This is a genomic window from Bacillus sp. RC240 (assembly GCF_044907945.1).
Lineage (GTDB): Bacteria > Bacillota > Bacilli > Bacillales > Bacillaceae_G > Bacillus_A > Bacillus_A mycoides.
The window spans coordinates 397,778-414,268 of sequence record NZ_JBIYCT010000003.1 but is presented as its reverse complement, the minus strand read 5'-3'; the positions used below and the strand labels follow the sequence as shown (position 1 = coordinate 414,268).

At 36.1% G+C, this 16,491-nt stretch carries 16 protein-coding genes and 2 pseudogenes; 12 read left to right on the top strand and 6 right to left on the bottom strand.

What is annotated here, in order from left to right; genetic code table 11:
• Positions 1-18 precede the first annotated feature (18 nt).
• The 4 genes and pseudogenes from asnB to ABH955_RS13765 all read left to right on the top strand — a co-directional run bounded on the left by asnB (position 19) and on the right by ABH955_RS13765 (position 4,461).
• The gene (asnB, locus tag ABH955_RS13780) at positions 19-1,866 is read left to right on the top strand and encodes an asparagine synthase (glutamine-hydrolyzing) (RefSeq protein ID WP_016119809.1); all 1,848 of its coding nucleotides are present in this window, start codon (positions 19-21) and stop codon (positions 1,864-1,866) included.
• Positions 1,867-2,055: 189 nt separating this feature from the next.
• A pseudogene (locus ABH955_RS13775) lies at positions 2,056-2,509 on the top strand (ferrochelatase).
• Positions 2,510-2,568: 59 nt separating this feature from the next.
• On the top strand, positions 2,569-4,035 hold the full coding sequence (gene katB, locus ABH955_RS13770; protein WP_404491207.1) for a catalase KatB: 1,467 nt from the start codon (positions 2,569-2,571) through the stop codon (positions 4,033-4,035).
• Between the two features lie 120 nt (positions 4,036-4,155).
• A complete protein-coding gene (locus tag ABH955_RS13765) occupies positions 4,156-4,461 on the top strand; it encodes a hypothetical protein (RefSeq protein WP_000382767.1) in 306 nt (101 codons plus the stop codon).
• A 164-nt stretch (positions 4,462-4,625) separates the two neighbouring features.
• On the opposite strand, the gene ABH955_RS13760 is transcribed toward ABH955_RS13765, so the two are convergent.
• Positions 4,626-5,858: an ammonium transporter gene (locus ABH955_RS13760; protein ID WP_404491206.1), complete on the bottom strand. Its 1,233-nt coding sequence runs from the start codon at positions 5,856-5,858 to the stop codon at positions 4,626-4,628.
• 157 nt (positions 5,859-6,015) lie between these two features.
• Between ABH955_RS13760 and ABH955_RS13755 the strand changes: the two genes are divergently transcribed.
• Positions 6,016-7,377, top strand: a complete 1,362-nt coding sequence (locus ABH955_RS13755) for an alpha-amylase family glycosyl hydrolase (protein WP_404491204.1) — start codon at positions 6,016-6,018, stop codon at positions 7,375-7,377.
• Between the two features lie 18 nt (positions 7,378-7,395).
• Here the strand turns inward: ABH955_RS13755 and ABH955_RS13750 are convergent, their stop codons facing one another.
• Entirely contained in the window at positions 7,396-7,887 is a 492-nt protein-coding gene (locus ABH955_RS13750; RefSeq protein WP_002030284.1) for a YajQ family cyclic di-GMP-binding protein, read from the bottom strand.
• Positions 7,888-8,171: 284 nt separating this feature from the next.
• Between ABH955_RS13750 and ABH955_RS13745 the strand changes: the two genes are divergently transcribed.
• The 6 genes and pseudogenes from ABH955_RS13745 to ABH955_RS13720 all read left to right on the top strand — a co-directional run bounded on the left by ABH955_RS13745 (position 8,172) and on the right by ABH955_RS13720 (position 13,760).
• Positions 8,172-9,026 carry a CvfB family protein gene (locus ABH955_RS13745; RefSeq protein WP_002149869.1) on the top strand — a complete coding sequence of 285 codons (855 nt, stop codon included), beginning with the start codon at positions 8,172-8,174 and terminating at the stop codon, positions 9,024-9,026.
• A 152-nt stretch (positions 9,027-9,178) separates the two neighbouring features.
• Positions 9,179-10,951 (top strand): annotated as a pseudogene (locus ABH955_RS13740) (RHS repeat domain-containing protein); the annotation flags it as partial.
• Between the two features lie 194 nt (positions 10,952-11,145).
• Positions 11,146-11,499 carry a hypothetical protein gene (locus ABH955_RS13735; protein ID WP_078184084.1) on the top strand — a complete coding sequence of 118 codons (354 nt, stop codon included), beginning with the start codon at positions 11,146-11,148 and terminating at the stop codon, positions 11,497-11,499.
• A 410-nt stretch (positions 11,500-11,909) separates the two neighbouring features.
• Positions 11,910-12,353 carry a hypothetical protein gene (locus ABH955_RS13730; RefSeq protein ID WP_404491203.1) on the top strand — a complete coding sequence of 148 codons (444 nt, stop codon included), beginning with the start codon at positions 11,910-11,912 and terminating at the stop codon, positions 12,351-12,353.
• Between the two features lie 139 nt (positions 12,354-12,492).
• Positions 12,493-12,978, top strand: coding sequence for a hypothetical protein (locus tag ABH955_RS13725; protein WP_404491201.1), 486 nt, complete (start codon positions 12,493-12,495; stop codon positions 12,976-12,978).
• 86 nt (positions 12,979-13,064) lie between these two features.
• Positions 13,065-13,760, top strand: coding sequence for a hypothetical protein (locus ABH955_RS13720; RefSeq protein ID WP_404491199.1), 696 nt, complete (start codon positions 13,065-13,067; stop codon positions 13,758-13,760).
• 248 nt (positions 13,761-14,008) lie between these two features.
• Here ABH955_RS13720 and prsA read toward each other — a convergent pair whose 3' ends face one another.
• Both prsA and ABH955_RS13710 read right to left on the bottom strand, forming a co-directional pair.
• Complete coding sequence (prsA, locus tag ABH955_RS13715) at positions 14,009-14,866, bottom strand: peptidylprolyl isomerase PrsA (protein ID WP_404491197.1); 858 nt, start codon at positions 14,864-14,866, stop codon at positions 14,009-14,011.
• A gap of 130 nt (positions 14,867-14,996) precedes the next feature.
• The gene (locus ABH955_RS13710; RefSeq protein ID WP_001120851.1) at positions 14,997-15,128 is read right to left on the bottom strand and encodes a DUF3941 domain-containing protein; all 132 of its coding nucleotides are present in this window, start codon (positions 15,126-15,128) and stop codon (positions 14,997-14,999) included.
• Between the two features lie 100 nt (positions 15,129-15,228).
• Between ABH955_RS13710 and ABH955_RS13705 the strand changes: the two genes are divergently transcribed.
• The gene (locus ABH955_RS13705) at positions 15,229-16,086 is read left to right on the top strand and encodes a YitT family protein (RefSeq protein ID WP_002125914.1); all 858 of its coding nucleotides are present in this window, start codon (positions 15,229-15,231) and stop codon (positions 16,084-16,086) included.
• 26 nt (positions 16,087-16,112) lie between these two features.
• Here the strand turns inward: ABH955_RS13705 and ABH955_RS13700 are convergent, their stop codons facing one another.
• Both ABH955_RS13700 and ABH955_RS13695 read right to left on the bottom strand, forming a co-directional pair.
• Positions 16,113-16,310 (bottom strand): DUF3813 domain-containing protein, encoded by a 198-nt coding sequence (locus ABH955_RS13700; RefSeq protein ID WP_002011309.1) that lies wholly within the window; start codon positions 16,308-16,310, stop codon positions 16,113-16,115.
• Positions 16,311-16,451 (bottom strand): hypothetical protein, encoded by a 141-nt coding sequence (locus ABH955_RS13695; protein ID WP_000516816.1) that lies wholly within the window; start codon positions 16,449-16,451, stop codon positions 16,311-16,313.
• Between the last annotated feature and the right edge of the window lie 40 nt (positions 16,452-16,491).

The following is a 16,491-nucleotide window of genomic DNA, read 5'->3' as shown; positions in this document are numbered from 1 at the left end:
TTAGGAAGGATGATTCTTATGTGCGGGATTACAGGATGGGTGGATTATAAACGCTCATTAGAAGGGGAAAGGGACATCGTGACGAAGATGGCGGAAACGCTAGCGAAACGCGGTCCAGATGATAATAAAGTTTGGATTAAAGGGAACGTCGCATTTGGGCATAAACGGTTAATCGTTGTAGATCCTGAAGGTGGTAAACAACCCATGACTTGTTTAAAAGACGAAACGAGTTATGCGATTTGCTATAACGGAGAGCTCTACAATACAGAAGATATTCGCAAAGAGTTATTAAGAAGAGGTTATACATTTAAAGGGCATTCCGATACAGAAGTACTATTGGCATCTTATATTGAATGGAAAGAAGAATGTGTCGATCATTTAAACGGTATATATGCGTTTGCAGTATGGGATGAGAAAAATGAAAGAGTCTTTATTGCCAGAGATCGATTAGGTGTAAAACCGCTTTTTTATAAATATGATAGCGGACGATTATTATTTGGTTCAGAGTTAAAAGCGATACTAGCGCATCCAGATGTGAAGGCGGAAGTAACGTTAGAAGGGTTGTCAGAAATATTTGGCCTCGGACCATCTAGAACACCTGGTCACGGTATATATGCTGGTATTCAAGAACTGCGTCCGGGTCATGCAATGACGTTCTCAAAAGACGGTTTATGCATATGGAGATATTGGAATGTAGAAAGTAAAAAACATGAAGATTCATTTGAAGAAACAGTAGAGAAAACTCGTTTTTTATTACAAGATGCGATTACGAGACAATTAGTTTCTGACGTACCACTATGCACTTTTTTATCAGGAGGTGTAGATTCAAGTGCTATCACAGCAATTGCCGCGAAAGAGTATGAAAGATCAGGGAAAGGTCAATTGCACACGTATTCTGTTGACTATGAAGATAACGACAAATATTTTAAAGCGAATGCGTTTCAGCCGAATTCAGATGCACCATTTATTAATTTAATGACAGAGACATTTCAAACAATTCATCATCGCTGCGTCATTTCTAATGAACAACTAGCACAGTATTTAACAGAAGCAGTACTCGTTCGCGATTTGCCTGGTATGGCAGATATTGATTCTTCATTATTATGGTTTTGCCGTGAAATAAAACAAGATTTTGTCGTCGGTTTATCTGGAGAATGTGCAGATGAAATATTCGGCGGTTATCCGTGGTTTTATAGAGAAGATGATTTACAATCAAGTGCATTTCCGTGGATGCGTTCTACAGAAGCGCGTGAACAACTTCTGAAGAAAGAATGGAGAAATAAATTAAATTTACAACAATATGTACAACAACGCTATGAAGAATCCATTCAAGAAGTTCCTATTTTAGAGGGAGAGAGCCCATTAGAAGCGAAGAGACGACAATTATTTTATTTAAACATGGTATGGTTTATGACAACATTATTAGACAGAAAAGACCGTATGAGTATGGGGGCAAGCTTAGAAGTACGCGTTCCATTTGCGGACCACCGACTTGTCGAATATGCGTGGAATATTCCTTGGGAAATGAAAATGTATAAAAACCGCGAAAAAGGTCTATTGCGTAAGGCTTTAGAAGGATTACTTCCAAATGATATATTGTATAGAAAGAAAAGTCCGTATCCGAAAACGCATAACCCGCACTATACGAAAGCAGTCACAGTATGGCTCCAAGATTTATTAACGGATAAAGGCTCAATTTTGCATGAATTGTTCGATAAGGAGCAATTGAGCGGATTGATCCAGTCTGGCGGCAGTGCATTTCAAAAACCGTGGTTCGGTCAATTAATGACAGGTCCTCAACTTTTAGCTCATTTAGCACAAATTCATGTTTGGTTTAAAGAGTATGGGGTAAATATTAAGGAATAGGGAAAGAGCGGCTTATATTTATGTGAGCCGCTCTTTTTCTTAAATAAATTGTCATATAAAATTCGAAATCATATTAGAAACAATACTTATTTAGAATTATTATTTTGACGTACTTATTATTGCTTGTTATAATTGGAAACAAATGTTCTTGAAAAAGATTCTCATTTCCAAAATTGAGGTGCTATATAGATGACGAAGAAGAAAATAGGTTTGCTTGTAATGGCGTATGGAACGCCGGAGTCATTAGATGATGTAGAAGCTTATTATACTCACATTCATCACGGGCGTAAGCCGTCTGAAGAAGCGCTTCAAAATTTAACCGGACGGTATAAAGCAATTGGTGGAATTTCACCGCTTGGGAAAATAACGAAAGAGCAGGCGCATAAATTAACAGATTCAATGAATAAAATGTTTACAGAGTATGAATTTGTTTGTTACTTAGGTTTAAAACACATTGCTCGATTTAGGAGTTTTATATGACACCGATTATGAAGATAAAGTTGTAACTGATGAATTAAATGCCGCATATTTTAGACTAAATATGCCCAATTCACAATCTGTATTTATGGATTGTTTAGCTGAAATTGTTTCCAAAAAAATGAAGGAAATAGTTGACAAGGATTTAATTTCGAATAATAATTAGTTTATAATAATTTTAAATAAATAATAATTACTATGAAAGAAAGAGGAGGATCACCCTTGATGAATCCAAATAAGCGCTTAACAACAAACCAAGGTGCTCCAGTTGGAGATAACCAAAACTCTCGTACAGCTGGTCGCCGTGGACCGGTATTGTTAGAAGACTATCATTTAGTAGAAAAACTTGCTCACTTTGATCGTGAACGTATTCCTGAGCGTGTTGTGCATGCGCGTGGTGCAGGTGCTCACGGTGTATTCGTAACGAAAAACAGCATGCAGCAATATACGAAAGCAGCGTTTTTACAAAATGAAGGAACTGAAACACCTGTATTCGTTCGTTTCTCAACGGTTATTCATGGTCAAGGTTCTCCAGAGACAGCTCGTGATCCGCGTGGGTTCGCTGTTAAATTTTATACAGAAGAAGGAAACTACGATATCGTAGGTAACCACTTACCAGTTTTCTTCATTCGTGACGCAATTAAATTCCCTGACATGGTGCATTCTTTAAAGCCAGCACCTGATACAAATGTTCAAACGCCAGATCGTTACTGGGATTTCATGACGTTAACTCCAGAATCTACACATATGATGACGTGGGTATTTTCTGATTATGGTACACCGGCAAACTACCGTGAAATGGAAGGATTCGGCGTACATTCATTTAAATGGATTAATGCGGAAGGTAAAATTGTTTACATTAAATATCATTGGAAGCCACAGCAAGGTGTACGTAATTTAAGTGCGAAAGAAGTGCAAGAAGTGCAAGGGAAAGACTTCAATCATGCAACTCGTGACTTGTTCGATGCAATCGAAAAAGGAAACTATCCGAAATGGGATTTACACGTACAAGTGATGCAACTAGAAGAAACGGATTCTTTAGATTTCGATCCACTAGATCCGACGAAAGTATGGCCAGAAGATCGTTTCCCATTAATTGAAGTAGGGACAATGACGTTAAATCGTAACCCGAAAAACTTCTTTGCGGAAGTAGAACAAGCGGCGTTTACTCCAAGTGCAACTGTAAATGGTATTGAACCATCTGAAGATAAATTATTACAAGGTCGTTTATTCTCTTACCCAGATACGCAGCGTTATCGCCTTGGTGCAAACTATTTACAAATTCCTGTAAACTGCCCATACGCAGCTGTTCGTAATCAACAACGTGATGGTGCGATGCAAGTGGATCAAAACCCATCTACAATAAACTACGAACCGAGCCGTCATACTGAAAATCCAGTTGAGGACCCAACTTACCGCGATTCAACTATGAAAGTAGAAGGCTACGTATCTCGTGAAAAAATTGACAAACCAAATGATTTCAAGCAAGCGGGTGAGCGTTACCGTTCATTCTCTAAAGAAGAGCAAGACAACTTAATTGCGAACTTAACAAACGACTTAAAAGGCGTAAATGAGCAAACGAAATTACTAGCTATTTGCAACTTCTTCCGCGCAGATCATGACTACGGAATGCGTTTAGCAGGGGCGTTAAATGTTGATATTACGCAGTATGTAGGGAATGTTCCGAAGTAAATAGGAAAAGACGACTGGAAGAATTTTCGGTCGTCTTTTTATGTAAAAGATATTTTACACCAAATGTAAAAAATGTTATACTCTTGTCAAATGGATTTTACATATAAGGGGTGTATTTTGATGGATGTTTTGATTTTTATTATTGCATTAAGTGTCTTTTTATTTGTAGTGTTTGCTATTATAAAAATGTTTATAGCGATTGGAAAACAAGGTGATGAACGTGCTACGTTTATAAAAAATAAAGCGATGGCTGAGACATTTAAAATTGCGATGGGGCTAATGGTTCTTGAAATGATCCCTTTCATTTATCATCGTTTTAATGAAACGGTAGGAACACCGTTTAATCCAGTTCGCTTTTTAGCTGTAATAGCGATTGCGTTTCTTATTATATTAAGTTTGAATAAAAGTAAATACGGTGATTCGTAACTTATGCAGGGGTATTTTTCGGTTTCGTTATGTCGAAATTTATTGGTAAATCGATATATTGAAAGAATCGCTGATATATTCACGTAAATACTGGGTGGGGTATGCTGCCGCCCTGTACAATAAAAAGAGAGGCAATCTACTACCAATAGATTGCCTCTCTTTTTTTAGTTCACTCGCTCAGTATACTCATAAGCTTTCTCCCCGTGCATCGAAATATCAAGCCCCATTTGTTCTTCGTGCTCATCGACGCGAACAGGGAGGAAGAAGTTAATGGCTTTAATGATGGCGTACGTCATTATGATTGTGAATGCATATGTTGCGCCGATTGCTACAAGTTGTTTGAAAAGGAGAGATGCGTTTCCGTAAAATAATCCGTTAGCGCCATCGCTATTTATAGTAGTAGTAGCAAATAGTCCAGTTGCAATACCGCCCCAAGTTCCTCCAATGCCGTGGCATCCAAATGCATCGAGTGTATCGTCGTATCCGAATTTGTTTTTTAAGAAGAAGACAGCTCCGAAGCATAATATACCGCCAATTGCTCCGATAAGAAGAGCGGAGAAAGGTGTAACGAATCCACAAGCCGGCGTAATTGCGACTAAACCAGAAACAACCCCGGAAGCAGCTCCCATCGCAGTCGGTTTTGATTGGAAGAACCATTCAGAAAGCATCCAAGTTAGAGCTGAGGCAGCGGCGGCTATATTTGTATTAATAAATGCAGTTAAAGCTACGTCATTTAAAGATAATGCACTACCGACGTTGAAACCGAACCAGCCGAACCAGAGTAAGCCTGCGCCTAACATTGTAAATGGTAAATGATGAGGGGAGGTGCCGCTTATGTTTTTTCGTTTTCCAAGAAAAATAGCTAATACAAGACCAGCAACGCCAGATGTGATATGAACGACATTACCACCAGCGAAGTCTAACGCGCCGAGTTCTCTCAGCCATCCGCCAACGCCCCATACCCAATGAGCGACAGGATTGTAAACGATTGTTGTCCAAAGAAGGATAAAAATAAGAAAGGCAGAAAATCGCATTCTTTCGGCGAATGCCCCTGAAATTAAAGCGGGAGTTAAAATAGCGAACATGAGTTGGAACATCATAAATAAATTGTGAGGAATAGTAGATGAGTAGTCTGGGTTTGGTACGTAGGTAACTCCGTTTAGACCGAACCAATCGAGATTGCCGATAAGTCCGTGCCAATCTGGCCCGAATGATAAAGAATAACCGATAACAATCCATTGAATCGAAACGATAGCCATTGCGCTATAACTGTGCATTGTCGTGCTGAGTACGTTTTTACTGCGAACCATACCCCCATAAAAAAGTGCCAATCCTGGTGTCATCAACATGACCATTACTGTCGTTACAAAAATAAAAACTGTATCTCCCGTATTCATTCTCTCTCCTCCTATGATGTTAGAAAAAATAACATATATATGTTATGTTTCATATCATATTCGAAATAAAAAGAAAAATCAACTGAAAATTCAGAAAATTTTTTAGGTGATGTTAGAAAACCTAACATGATGTATTTTTGGGGGATAAAATCAACGTATGCGATTTGCTCTAAAAATTGGTATAATATTCTTACAATTGGAAGTTTGGGGGATGCGTGTGAAAAAAATATGGACTAAGGAACTATTCATTTGTTTTTGTTTAGCTGTTATTTTGTTTGTACCAGTACATACTTTTGCGGAAGAAAAAAGGGAATGGCGAGATGAAGTTATATATTCCATTATGATTGATCGCTTTAATAACGGAGAATCGAAAAATGACAAACAGTTAGACGTTGGTAATTTAGAAGGGTATCAGGGCGGAGATATACGTGGGATTATAAAAAGATTGGACTACATAAAAGAAATGGGATTTACTACTATTATGCTTTCGCCGCTTTTTGAAAGTGAAAAGTATGACGGATTAAGCGTTCGAAATTTTCAAAAAGTAAATGAACATTTCGGAACAGAAAATGATGTGAAAGAACTTGTAAATGAGGCTCACAAAAAAGGAATGAAAGTTGTCTTTCAATTTCCGTATGAAGAAAATGAACAACAATTAATAGACTCGATGAAATGGTGGATAAAAGAAGTCGATTTAGACGGAAGTTATGTGATACATAGTGAAAAAAAGCCGCGTGCTTTTTGGGATGAAGTGCAAAAGGATTTGCAGAAGGTAAAGAAAGATTTTCACATTATGACAAAGGAAGATAATGAGTACTATAAAAAAATAGTAGAGTCATTTTCAAAAGCAGATATGTCTGTGAAACCTTTATATGATGTGAGTGGAAAAGAAGAGGAATTCGCTACGTTTTTAGATAATCAAGAAACAAAGCGATTTGCACGTATTGCAAAAGAAAATATGTATTACCCGCCGTCTCGTTTAAAACTAGCGATCACTTACTTATTAACATCCCCGGGGATACCGAATTTTTATTACGGAACTGAAATCGCATTAGATGGGGGAGATGCTCCAGATAATAGACGATTAATGGATTTCAAATCTGATGAAAAGTTTATGCAGCACATAACGAAGCTAGGTGAACTTAGACAAGCGAGACCGTCTTTACGACGTGGTACGTTTGAACTTCTATATGATAAAGATGGAATGAGTATATTAAAACGAAAGTATAAAGATGAAGTAACACTAGTAGCGATTAATAATACGAAAGAGACGAAAAAGATTTCCTTACCTGTAAGTGCAATTGGTGAAAAACAAGAGTTAAGAGGATTGTTAGAAGACGAAATTATAAGAGAAGAAAACGGAAAGTTTTATCTTGTTTTAAAGCGCGAAGAGTCGAATGTGTATAAAGTTAGCGAAGAAACAGGTGTGAATTGGTTGTTTATCTCCTTAATAGTCGGTGTGAACGTATTATTTATTGCTTTTTTAATTGCGGTTAAAAAGAAAAGATCCTCTGTATAGATAGAGGATCTTTTTTTCTTAGCGGTAGTTAATGAACTGTACGTCGATTGGTAAGTCGACGCTGCGAACGGCTGCGATTACTGCTTGTAAGTCATCACGGCTTTTCGCTGTTACACGTACTTGGTCATCTTGTACTTGTGTTTTCACTTTTAATTTCATTTCTTTAATGATGTTGTTGATTTTTTTCGCGTTATCTTTATCGATACCTTGTTGCAGAGTTGCACGTTGGCGAACAGTATTACCAGATGCAGTTTCAACTTTTCCATAGTCCAAGTTTTTAATTGGAACGTTACGTTTTACAAGTTTAGAAATTAGAACGTCTTTTACTTGGTCTAATTTGAACTCGTCATCAGAAGTTAAAACAAGTACTTCTTTTTCTAATTTAATATCACTTTTACTACCCTTAAAGTCATATCGGTTTTGGATTTCCTTTAATGCGATGTTAATTGCGTTTGTTACTTCAGGTAATTCTACTTTCGAAACGATGTCAAAAGAACTCTCTTTTGCCATAGTTAGCACCTCCAAATAAATTTCTATCTTTTCATGCACCTAAATAGGCTATGTAATATACATATTAAAGTATAGCGGAAAATACATCGATTAGATAGAGTGTTGCAACTTAAGTGTTTTGACGGATCATCCGTAGGAGAATATAGTCCTATAGATACAGTCTTTATTTAATTATAGTGAATTTTGGGCAGTTGGACAAATAAAGGAAAAATCGTGTTATAATTAACTTTTGTTTGGAATGATAAAAAAGATAATTTTATATATATAGAAGGGAATTAAAAAATATGTATTTGCAATTAGGATCGATTGAACAGGTAACTGTTTTACGCGAAACGGAAATCGGATATATGGTTGGAAACGAAGAGGAAGAAATCTTCCTACATAAAAACGAATTAGCTGGAGAAATTGCAGAAGGCGATACGATTGATGTATTCTTATACCTTGATCACCAAAATCGTATTTCAGCAACAATGAAGGAACCACTTATTACAACGCATGATTGGAATTGGGTAAAGGTTGTAGAAGTTATTCCTAGTTTAGGTGTGTTTGTTGATATTGGTGTATCGAAAGATATACTAATTCCACTTGATGAGTTCCCAATTTATATGCCAGTATGGCCAGAGGAAGGCGACGAATTATATTGTACGTTAAAATTAACGAATCGTGATCGTTTAATTGCTCTTCCGGCAAGAGACAGTGATATGCAAGAAATTATCGTAGATGCAACGCCATCTATGCGTAATAAAAACGTAAATGGACGTGTGTATCGCTCACTTCAAGTTGGTTCATTCATACTAACTGACGAGCATTTCCGTGCTTTCTTACACCATACAGAAAGAAAAGAACAAGTCCGCATCGGTGAGCGCGTAACAGGCCGTATCATTGACGTGAAAGATGACGGCACAATCAACATTTCACTTCTTCCTCGTAAAGAAGAAGGAATGGAAGATGATGCTGCAGTACTTTATGCATATATGGAAGAACGAGGCGGAGCAATGCCGTTTTGGGATAAGAGCAACCCAGAAGACATTAAAGAACGTTTCAATATGAGTAAGGCTGCATTTAAGCGTGCACTTGGTAAACTGATGAAAGAAGAAAAGATTTACCAAGAAGAAGGTTGGACTTACTTTAAGAAATAAAGTGAATGAAAAAGATCTATTTTTCTCTAGTTTGTTAGGGAATGGGTCTTTTTTGTTTTGCCATTTTCTAAAAAATACGATAAATTAATTGAATATTCATGTTATTATTTATTATTATTGATGTTTAAAATGTTAGGGGATTATTTTTTTAAGGAAATACAACAGAGAAATCTGTCATGTTTGGTGGGAAAACGCAAACACACAAATATGAATATGATGTAGATAATAAAAATACAGTGTATGTCGATGCGTTAAATCGTCGTATTGAACACACATATGATGAAAGTGCAAACAAGATTAAAACAAAAATGCCAAACGGCTCAATTTTAGAATCTGTTTATGATTCAGCAGATCGCCTCATTGGTGAAAAGCGAAATGGAAAAGATTCATTTACATTCGAACGTGATGAGAATGGACAAGTTACGAAAGTAAAAGATCATGTTAATGGTGTAGAACGTACGAAAACATACGATAAGGCAGATCGCGCCACAAGTGCAACGGATAGCCGAGGCGGAAAAGTTGACTGGGCATATCACGACAAAGCAAACAGTAAGACAGAAAAATTAAAAGAACAAACAGTAACGCAAGGTGGATACACAAATAAAGTATCGTATGACTACAACACGTTAGACCAAAACATACGTGTGACAGACGGTTCTCAAACGTATCGATTTGATTACGACGATCAAGGAAATGTTCGTACGTATACAGCTGGAAATGGTTCAGGTTCTACCTTCAACTATGACCATGCGAACAAGATTAAAGATTTAGTAGTAGGTACATCAAACAGTATTCTACTTTCTGAACGATATGAATATGATCAAGCGGGGAACCGTACGAAGATAAAGCATGAAAGTACAGGCGGAAAAGTAACAGAAACAAACTTTATATATGACCCGATTAACCAACTATTAAACGAGACATTACCAAACGGAACAAGTAAATCTTACACATATGACTGATTTGGAAATCGTACGAGTGTGAAAGTTGTAGAGAATGGAAAAGAAGCAAAGTCTATAGCCGCAACGTTTAATGACGGAAATCAGCTCGTGAAATTCGGAAACGAATCGTTAACATATGATGCAAATGGAAATCGTACATCAGACGGAAAGTACATGTATACATGGAATGAAGATGACCAGATTGTAGCGATTACGAAACAAGGGGAAAGCAATGCATTCGCAACATATAAGTATGACGAGGATAATCGCCGTATTGAAAAGAATGTCAATGGTCAAGTAACACGTTATTTCTATGATGGAGATAGTATCAATCCATTGTATGAAACAGATGGAAGTGGAACTGTACTTCGTCAATATGTATATTCTACAAGTGGTACACGCTTAGCCATGAAATCGCAAGGACAAACAGTATACTACCACTATAACCCTCGTGGTGATGTAGTCGCGATGACAGATCAAAATAGAGAAGTTGTCGCAACGTATGAATATGATTCGTGGGGTAACGTATTAAAGAGTGAAGTAAAAGGTATCGCAGCAGACAATCCATTTGGATATGCGGGATACATGTATGATAAAGAAATTGGCACGTATTATCTGATGGCACGTTATTATAATCCAGATCATGGTGTGTTCTTATCGGTGGATCCTGATCCAGGTGATGAAGATGATCCGATTACAATGAATGGGTATACGTATGGTGATAATAATCCGGTGATGATGGTGGATCCTGATGGGCATGCTCCATGGTGGGTTGCAAGTGCAGCAATGGGTGCTGGTTTTGGATTAGCTTCTTATTTATACAAAAACAGGAAGAGTGGATATAGTTGGAAAGGTGCTTTAAAAGCCACAGGGACAGGTGCTTTACGTGATTTGGCTTTCGGAGGAGTAGGGAGAGTTTTAGGTTTTATAACTCCTATGAAAGGGGGGCAAGACTTCTGGGGAAAACTATCCAAGGAAGAGTGACTGTCCCGTTTAAACAGGTGGGTCGTAATGTATCCCGATTGGCTAAAAATCCGAAAAAACATTTTGGAAGGCTTCCAGGAGCGAGGTTAGAGAGTATAGCTAAAGCGAAGAAGAATTCTGCAAAAGCAAAGTTAATGCGTATTTCTAATGCGATAGGAAAGCGTAAATAAATTTAAAGAAGGAGAACTGAAGAATTGATAGCGGTTTTGGAATTTATTGTGATTCTTGTTTTAAATATTTTAATAGCGTCTGTTATTCTTTTGCAAGATTACTATGCGGGTAGTATAAAACTATTTTATTATCAAAAAATCGCTGCTGCGGTTATAGTTATACGTTCATTTTTGAGTATATGGATTACCTATTCTATGATAGCTACACTATTGGGGACATTAAAAATCTTAGTAGTTCAATCAGTTATATTACTTTGCCTTTGGGGGCTTATGCAGTATGTAAAGAAGTGCGGGGGAAAGTGGTATATTACAATGATTGCACTTATTATTTATGGTCTTAGCTGTTATTTTCATATTATGTATGCTATGACAGTGTAGAAGAAGTTTGTAAAATGTAGGAAATATGGGTGTATATAATGTTGGTTTAATTGCAGTTGTATTAGCGATTATGTTAAAAAAGACAATATAAAGTGGTAACGGTGTTAGTAGTGAGTCTAATATATGCCATTTTAATAAGTTTTACTTCCTATATGTCGCTCTTGAGTTGCAAAATTAACATATTGATATTCATTTTTCTAGGAATTAGTTTGTTCTTAGCTGGTATTTTTGAAAAAGAAAAGTAAAGTCGATTCGGTGTATCTCAAAATCTAAACAAATAGTTTAATTTTGGGATGCACTTTTTTGATACAAAGTAATCCGCTATACGAAACAGATGGAGAAGGAAATGTGATTGCAAGTTACGAATATGAGGCTATTACTCTAAGGTATTGTTCGCAGAAGGATAAACAATGGAAGAAGGTCATATGGTGGAAAGAAGAAAAGAATTTGAGCTGGTATTTTTAGGGGGCGAAAAACAGATAACCATTGCATCATTTGGATCTTTGTATCCAAATGATGATGAGTTGTATTTACGTGATTTACAACTGAATTTCTTAGCGGTATCCTCAAATAATGTCCATTATGAGTATAAAGGGCCAATGTTTTTGATGAGTGAAATAATTGGATTTGGTAAAAAACTAGAAGCATTACTACGAAAAGAAATTAAGGAAGTTATATTAAGTGCCGATGAAGAGGAAATGGAGCTTAAAGTGAAGCTCAAAAGAAATCGATTTTTCGTATACTTTACTTTTTCTAAAAATGATTTAAAGAGTGAAAAATGGGAGTATGAAGTATCATTTGAAGCGGATGTAAAAGGTATAGAAGAGGTATGTTATAACATCAAAAAGTTATAGGATTAACTATTCTATAGTTTTTAGAAGGTAGGATAGTTTTAGTATTAAAACTAAAAATGGTGAAAAATTAGGGGAGCCAATCAAATAATCGAAATGAACCTTCCTTCTTTAGGAAATATGAAGTAATGAGGCTGATAATATGCATATTTGGACGCTGAGGAATTGGGAAGAATATTATAATTTAGAAGAGGAGAGTCACCGTACTGGATTACGATTGAAATTTGATACAGATATTGATCCTGAAGTAAGAAGAGCCATTAAGGAATTTTGTAAATGGCTGCGCCAAGAATACTTTTTCCCAATTAGAGTACCTATTTATGTGAAAACTTCATATAAAATAAAGGCAATGGATGGAGAGCTAGTCTATGGTACTTTCTTTGGGCCGTTTGATCGAAATGTTGAGCCGTATATTCGTATTTCGACAGGGGATTATTATGATACGGTGCAAAAAAATGGAAAAGATAACGCTTTAGGGTGCTGTCTGGTTACTATTGCGCATGAGCTAACGCATTATTTCCAATGGATTAATGATATAAAACTAACGAGAATTGGATATGAGAGGCAGGCTACTGCTTATTCAGGATATATTATTGATGAGTATAAAGAAACTAGAGAGCATCCGTAAAGTAGAAACTGTATAGCTAACCGGAAGTATGAGAATTCCACATTTGTAATGAATGTTTAGTAACCCTTTGAAAAGGAGATATGCATATGAAATTTTATAACGCTGGATACCTCATAATTTCCTACGATAGGGAACTTATCTATAAAGAATGCAATATTGAGGGACTATCACAAACGATTTTAACGATATGTAATGAGATTCGGCCTACATTTCCGGATTATTGGTTTTTCCCTTGGTGTAATTCAAATAAAAATGATCCTATTGCTCAGATGATAAATGGAAGGTTGAAGATTAGTAAAGAGGAACATGAAAGTGGGCAATCTTTTTTAGATACACTAATGGAAGAAGAAAAGTTCTCGTGGCCGAATGTTTTTAAAAATTTAGAAGATGCGAGATTCTTTAAGCGAAATTATTTAAAAGGGATAGAAAATTTAGAGATTATTAGTTTGCATCTTTCAGAAGAGTATCGGACGGATTTTTTAATAAATGAGCGAGAAGAAAATGACTTTAAAGTTTCTATATATAACTTTCTCGAAAGTTCATTACCTGTTGATGTTGAAAACGATGAAATATTAGGATTTGATATATGTGGATTTAGTAACAATGATTTTTATTCTTTTATTCATAACAATTTACAAGAGGATTTTGGTAAGAAATTAAATGAATTATCACTTGTTGATAAGTATGAAGATGCAAAGCAGATTATCCATTTAATTGATGATGGAGAAATTGAGGCAGAAGAGGTATTGTGGTATCCGTGGTTAATTGTGAAATGCATATAATCTTTTAAAGAAAGAGGTATAAGCACCGGATTAAAATGGAGATAGAACTAGATCACATCAATTGGCATTATAAAAGTCTGAAGAAAAAGCTGAAAGTATTAATGAAAGAATAAAAGAAGTAGGCTGCTCAAGCAGCCTACTTCTTTATGTTGTCGATTTTGGTCGGCAAATCGATATATTTTAAACAATGCTTATATAATCTCATTTACCATCATGTATACTGTTTAAAAAGTTTGCACTCTTGTTTTTTAGTTCCCTTTCCCAAAAAGATGAGAAAATGTATCTTTTAAGTCACTGTCGTTTATTTTAATATCTGCCTTTTTTAATTCATCTTGTAATAATTTTTGACCGAAGGAAGGGTCGGCAAGACGTTCTTCTTCTAAGTCTTTACGTATAGAGTCTTTCACTTTATCGTAAGGTTGTAAATCTTTTTTATCAGTTAGTTTAATAATGTGATAGCCGTTTGGTGATTTTACGGGATTGCTAATTTGGCCGGGCTTTAATTTGTAGGCAGCTTTTTCAAATTCAGGTGTCATTTTGCCTGCCCCGAAGTATCCGAGGTCTCCGCCATTATCTTTTGATGCTAAATCTTGAGATTCTTGTTTTGCTAATTCTTCAAATGAAGTGCCGGTATCTAATTTCTTCTTTATCTCTTTCGCTTCATTTTCGTTACTTACTAAAATGTGACTAGCTTTAAGTTCTGGTTTATAGTGGTCTTTCACATCTTTTTCTGTAACGCTTTGTTTAATCGCTTCATTCAATGCAAGTTTGAATTTGATTTGATTTTTGAAATCTTCTTCATCTTTTAAACGATTATTTTCTAGTGTTGCTTTGAATTGTTCTCCGTATTGATCTTTTGCTTTTTCTACTTCTTTATCTACTGCATCATCAGATACTTTATATTTTTTAGTAATAACATCTTGTGCTACCATTTCGTATAGCGTGTCTTTTCCGTATCGATCTTTCAATTGTTTTTCGAAATCGCTCTTCGTAATGGTTGAGTTTGTTGTTGTAGCGATTGTGGCCGAGTCATTTTTTTGTCCGCAAGCAGATAGTATTAATATACTTATTAGTGCAGTGATAATGAATGTACTTTTTCCTTTCATGCTAACACCTCATCCGAATATGTTATCGCTATTGTAGAATATAGAAGTGAACATGAAGTGAATTTTTAATGTTTTTTCCCTGTAAAATGTAAAAAAAGTACATCAACATTAAAGTTGATGTACGATGTAATCAAAGGTGATCGGTTTTCTTAGAATATGCACGTTTTCCTTGCTGAATATTTTTTTGCTCTTGTTCATTTTTTTGAGTGCGCTTTGCATTATTGTCGCGTGCTTTTTTGTCGTTATCGCTAGTATGTGGCATATGTATCAACTCCATTTCTAAACGTTGTATGTTTATCATTTCCTTTTTCGTAAAGACTATGTATAGCGGTGCATTCATGAATACTAAAGGTGGATTAGAAATGGATTTGAAGCTGAATTATACTGAACTTATTAAGAAGTTAGTCGTTGTAATTATTGCGGGTTTATTAAATGCGATTGGGATGAATTTATTTTTAACACCAGCGAAAGTGTATGCGAGTGGTTTTGCTGGATTGTCTCAATTATTGTCACAAATATTAGGTGACTTTTTATCTATTCATATATCTACGGGGGTATTGTTTAGTTTGTTTAATATTCCTGTCGTTATTTTAGCGTGGAAAAAGGTTGGGAAGGCCTTTACATTTTTTAGTTTTCTTTGTGTTGTATTTATGACTTTGTTTTTAGAAATTATCCCAGTTAGAGCGGTTTCGCACGATATTATATTGAATGCGATTTTTGGTGGTATTATTTCAGCGATTGGGGTAGGGGTTGCTTTAAAGTGGGGGGCTTCTACAGGTGGTCTAGATATTATTGCTATGATTTTATCAAAAATAAAAGATAAGCCTGTCGGCACGTATTTTTTCTTCTTTAATGCACTTATCATTATCGCTGCTGGCTACGTATATGGATGGGAAAAGGCATTATATACTTTAGTCACTTTGTATGTATCAACGAGAATTATTGATGCGATTCATACCCGTCATGTGAAGATTACGGCATTAATTGTTACAAAGAACGGGGCAGATGTGCGAAAAGCGATTCACTCTCGCTTAGTGAGAGGGATTACAACTATACCAGCAACAGGTGCTTATACAAATGAAAATAAAGAAATGTTAATGATTGTTATTACTCGTTATGAGTTGTACGAATTAGAGAGGGTTATTAAACAAGTGGACCCAGGTGCATTTACAAATATACTGCAAACGGTCGGTGTGTTTGGATTGTTTAGAAAAGATTAAAGAGGACCAAAGCTGGTCCTCCTTTTTTAATGCGAATTCGTAATGTTTTGCAATTGCTCCTGCATTTCACGTAGCTGAACTTTTTCAGCAGTTGAAGAGTTTGCATAAGCAGAGTGCAAAGAGTTTTTTGCTCTATAAACGAGTTCCTGTTGTTCAGCGCCACTTGAACAAGAAACGGCACTTGAAACAGCGTCTCTAGCTTGTTGGAATAGTAAGTTCCCCATTTAAACCCCTCCAAATGAAGAGTTACTTCTCGCTTTTTCTGCCTCAGCTAATGTACCTCTGTACGGGAATCTTGCATCATGCTTCATAACAGCATCGGCTCCTTGCTGGATAAAACGTTTTGATTTGTTCTTTTTACCCATTCGAAAAACCCCCTTTATTTAGCTGAAAACAATTGACGCG

What these genes read in the sequence shown, in the direction of transcription:
- ABH955_RS13745 (WP_002149869.1), top strand. Translation starts at nt 8,172, where the DNA reads ATGTATTTGCAATTAGGATCGATTGAACAGGTAACTGTTTTACGCGAA.
- ABH955_RS13730 (WP_404491203.1), top strand. Translation starts at nt 11,910, where the DNA reads ATGGAAGAAGGTCATATGGTGGAAAGAAGAAAAGAATTTGAGCTGGTA.
- ABH955_RS13760 (WP_404491206.1), bottom strand. Translation starts at nt 5,858, where the DNA reads ATGAATACGGGAGATACAGTTTTTATTTTTGTAACGACAGTAATGGTC.
- ABH955_RS13695 (WP_000516816.1), bottom strand. Translation starts at nt 16,451, where the DNA reads ATGGGTAAAAAGAACAAATCAAAACGTTTTATCCAGCAAGGAGCCGAT.
- ABH955_RS13705 (WP_002125914.1), top strand. Translation starts at nt 15,229, where the DNA reads ATGGATTTGAAGCTGAATTATACTGAACTTATTAAGAAGTTAGTCGTT.
- ABH955_RS13710 (WP_001120851.1), bottom strand. Translation starts at nt 15,128, where the DNA reads ATGCCACATACTAGCGATAACGACAAAAAAGCACGCGACAATAATGCA.
- ABH955_RS13720 (WP_404491199.1), top strand. Translation starts at nt 13,065, where the DNA reads ATGAAATTTTATAACGCTGGATACCTCATAATTTCCTACGATAGGGAA.
- ABH955_RS13700 (WP_002011309.1), bottom strand. Translation starts at nt 16,310, where the DNA reads ATGGGGAACTTACTATTCCAACAAGCTAGAGACGCTGTTTCAAGTGCC.
- ABH955_RS13765 (WP_000382767.1), top strand. Translation starts at nt 4,156, where the DNA reads ATGGATGTTTTGATTTTTATTATTGCATTAAGTGTCTTTTTATTTGTA.
- asnB (WP_016119809.1), top strand. Translation starts at nt 19, where the DNA reads ATGTGCGGGATTACAGGATGGGTGGATTATAAACGCTCATTAGAAGGG.
- katB (WP_404491207.1), top strand. Translation starts at nt 2,569, where the DNA reads ATGAATCCAAATAAGCGCTTAACAACAAACCAAGGTGCTCCAGTTGGA.
- ABH955_RS13725 (WP_404491201.1), top strand. Translation starts at nt 12,493, where the DNA reads ATGCATATTTGGACGCTGAGGAATTGGGAAGAATATTATAATTTAGAA.
- ABH955_RS13750 (WP_002030284.1), bottom strand. Translation starts at nt 7,887, where the DNA reads ATGGCAAAAGAGAGTTCTTTTGACATCGTTTCGAAAGTAGAATTACCT.
- ABH955_RS13755 (WP_404491204.1), top strand. Translation starts at nt 6,016, where the DNA reads ATGCGATTTGCTCTAAAAATTGGTATAATATTCTTACAATTGGAAGTT.
- prsA (WP_404491197.1), bottom strand. Translation starts at nt 14,866, where the DNA reads ATGAAAGGAAAAAGTACATTCATTATCACTGCACTAATAAGTATATTA.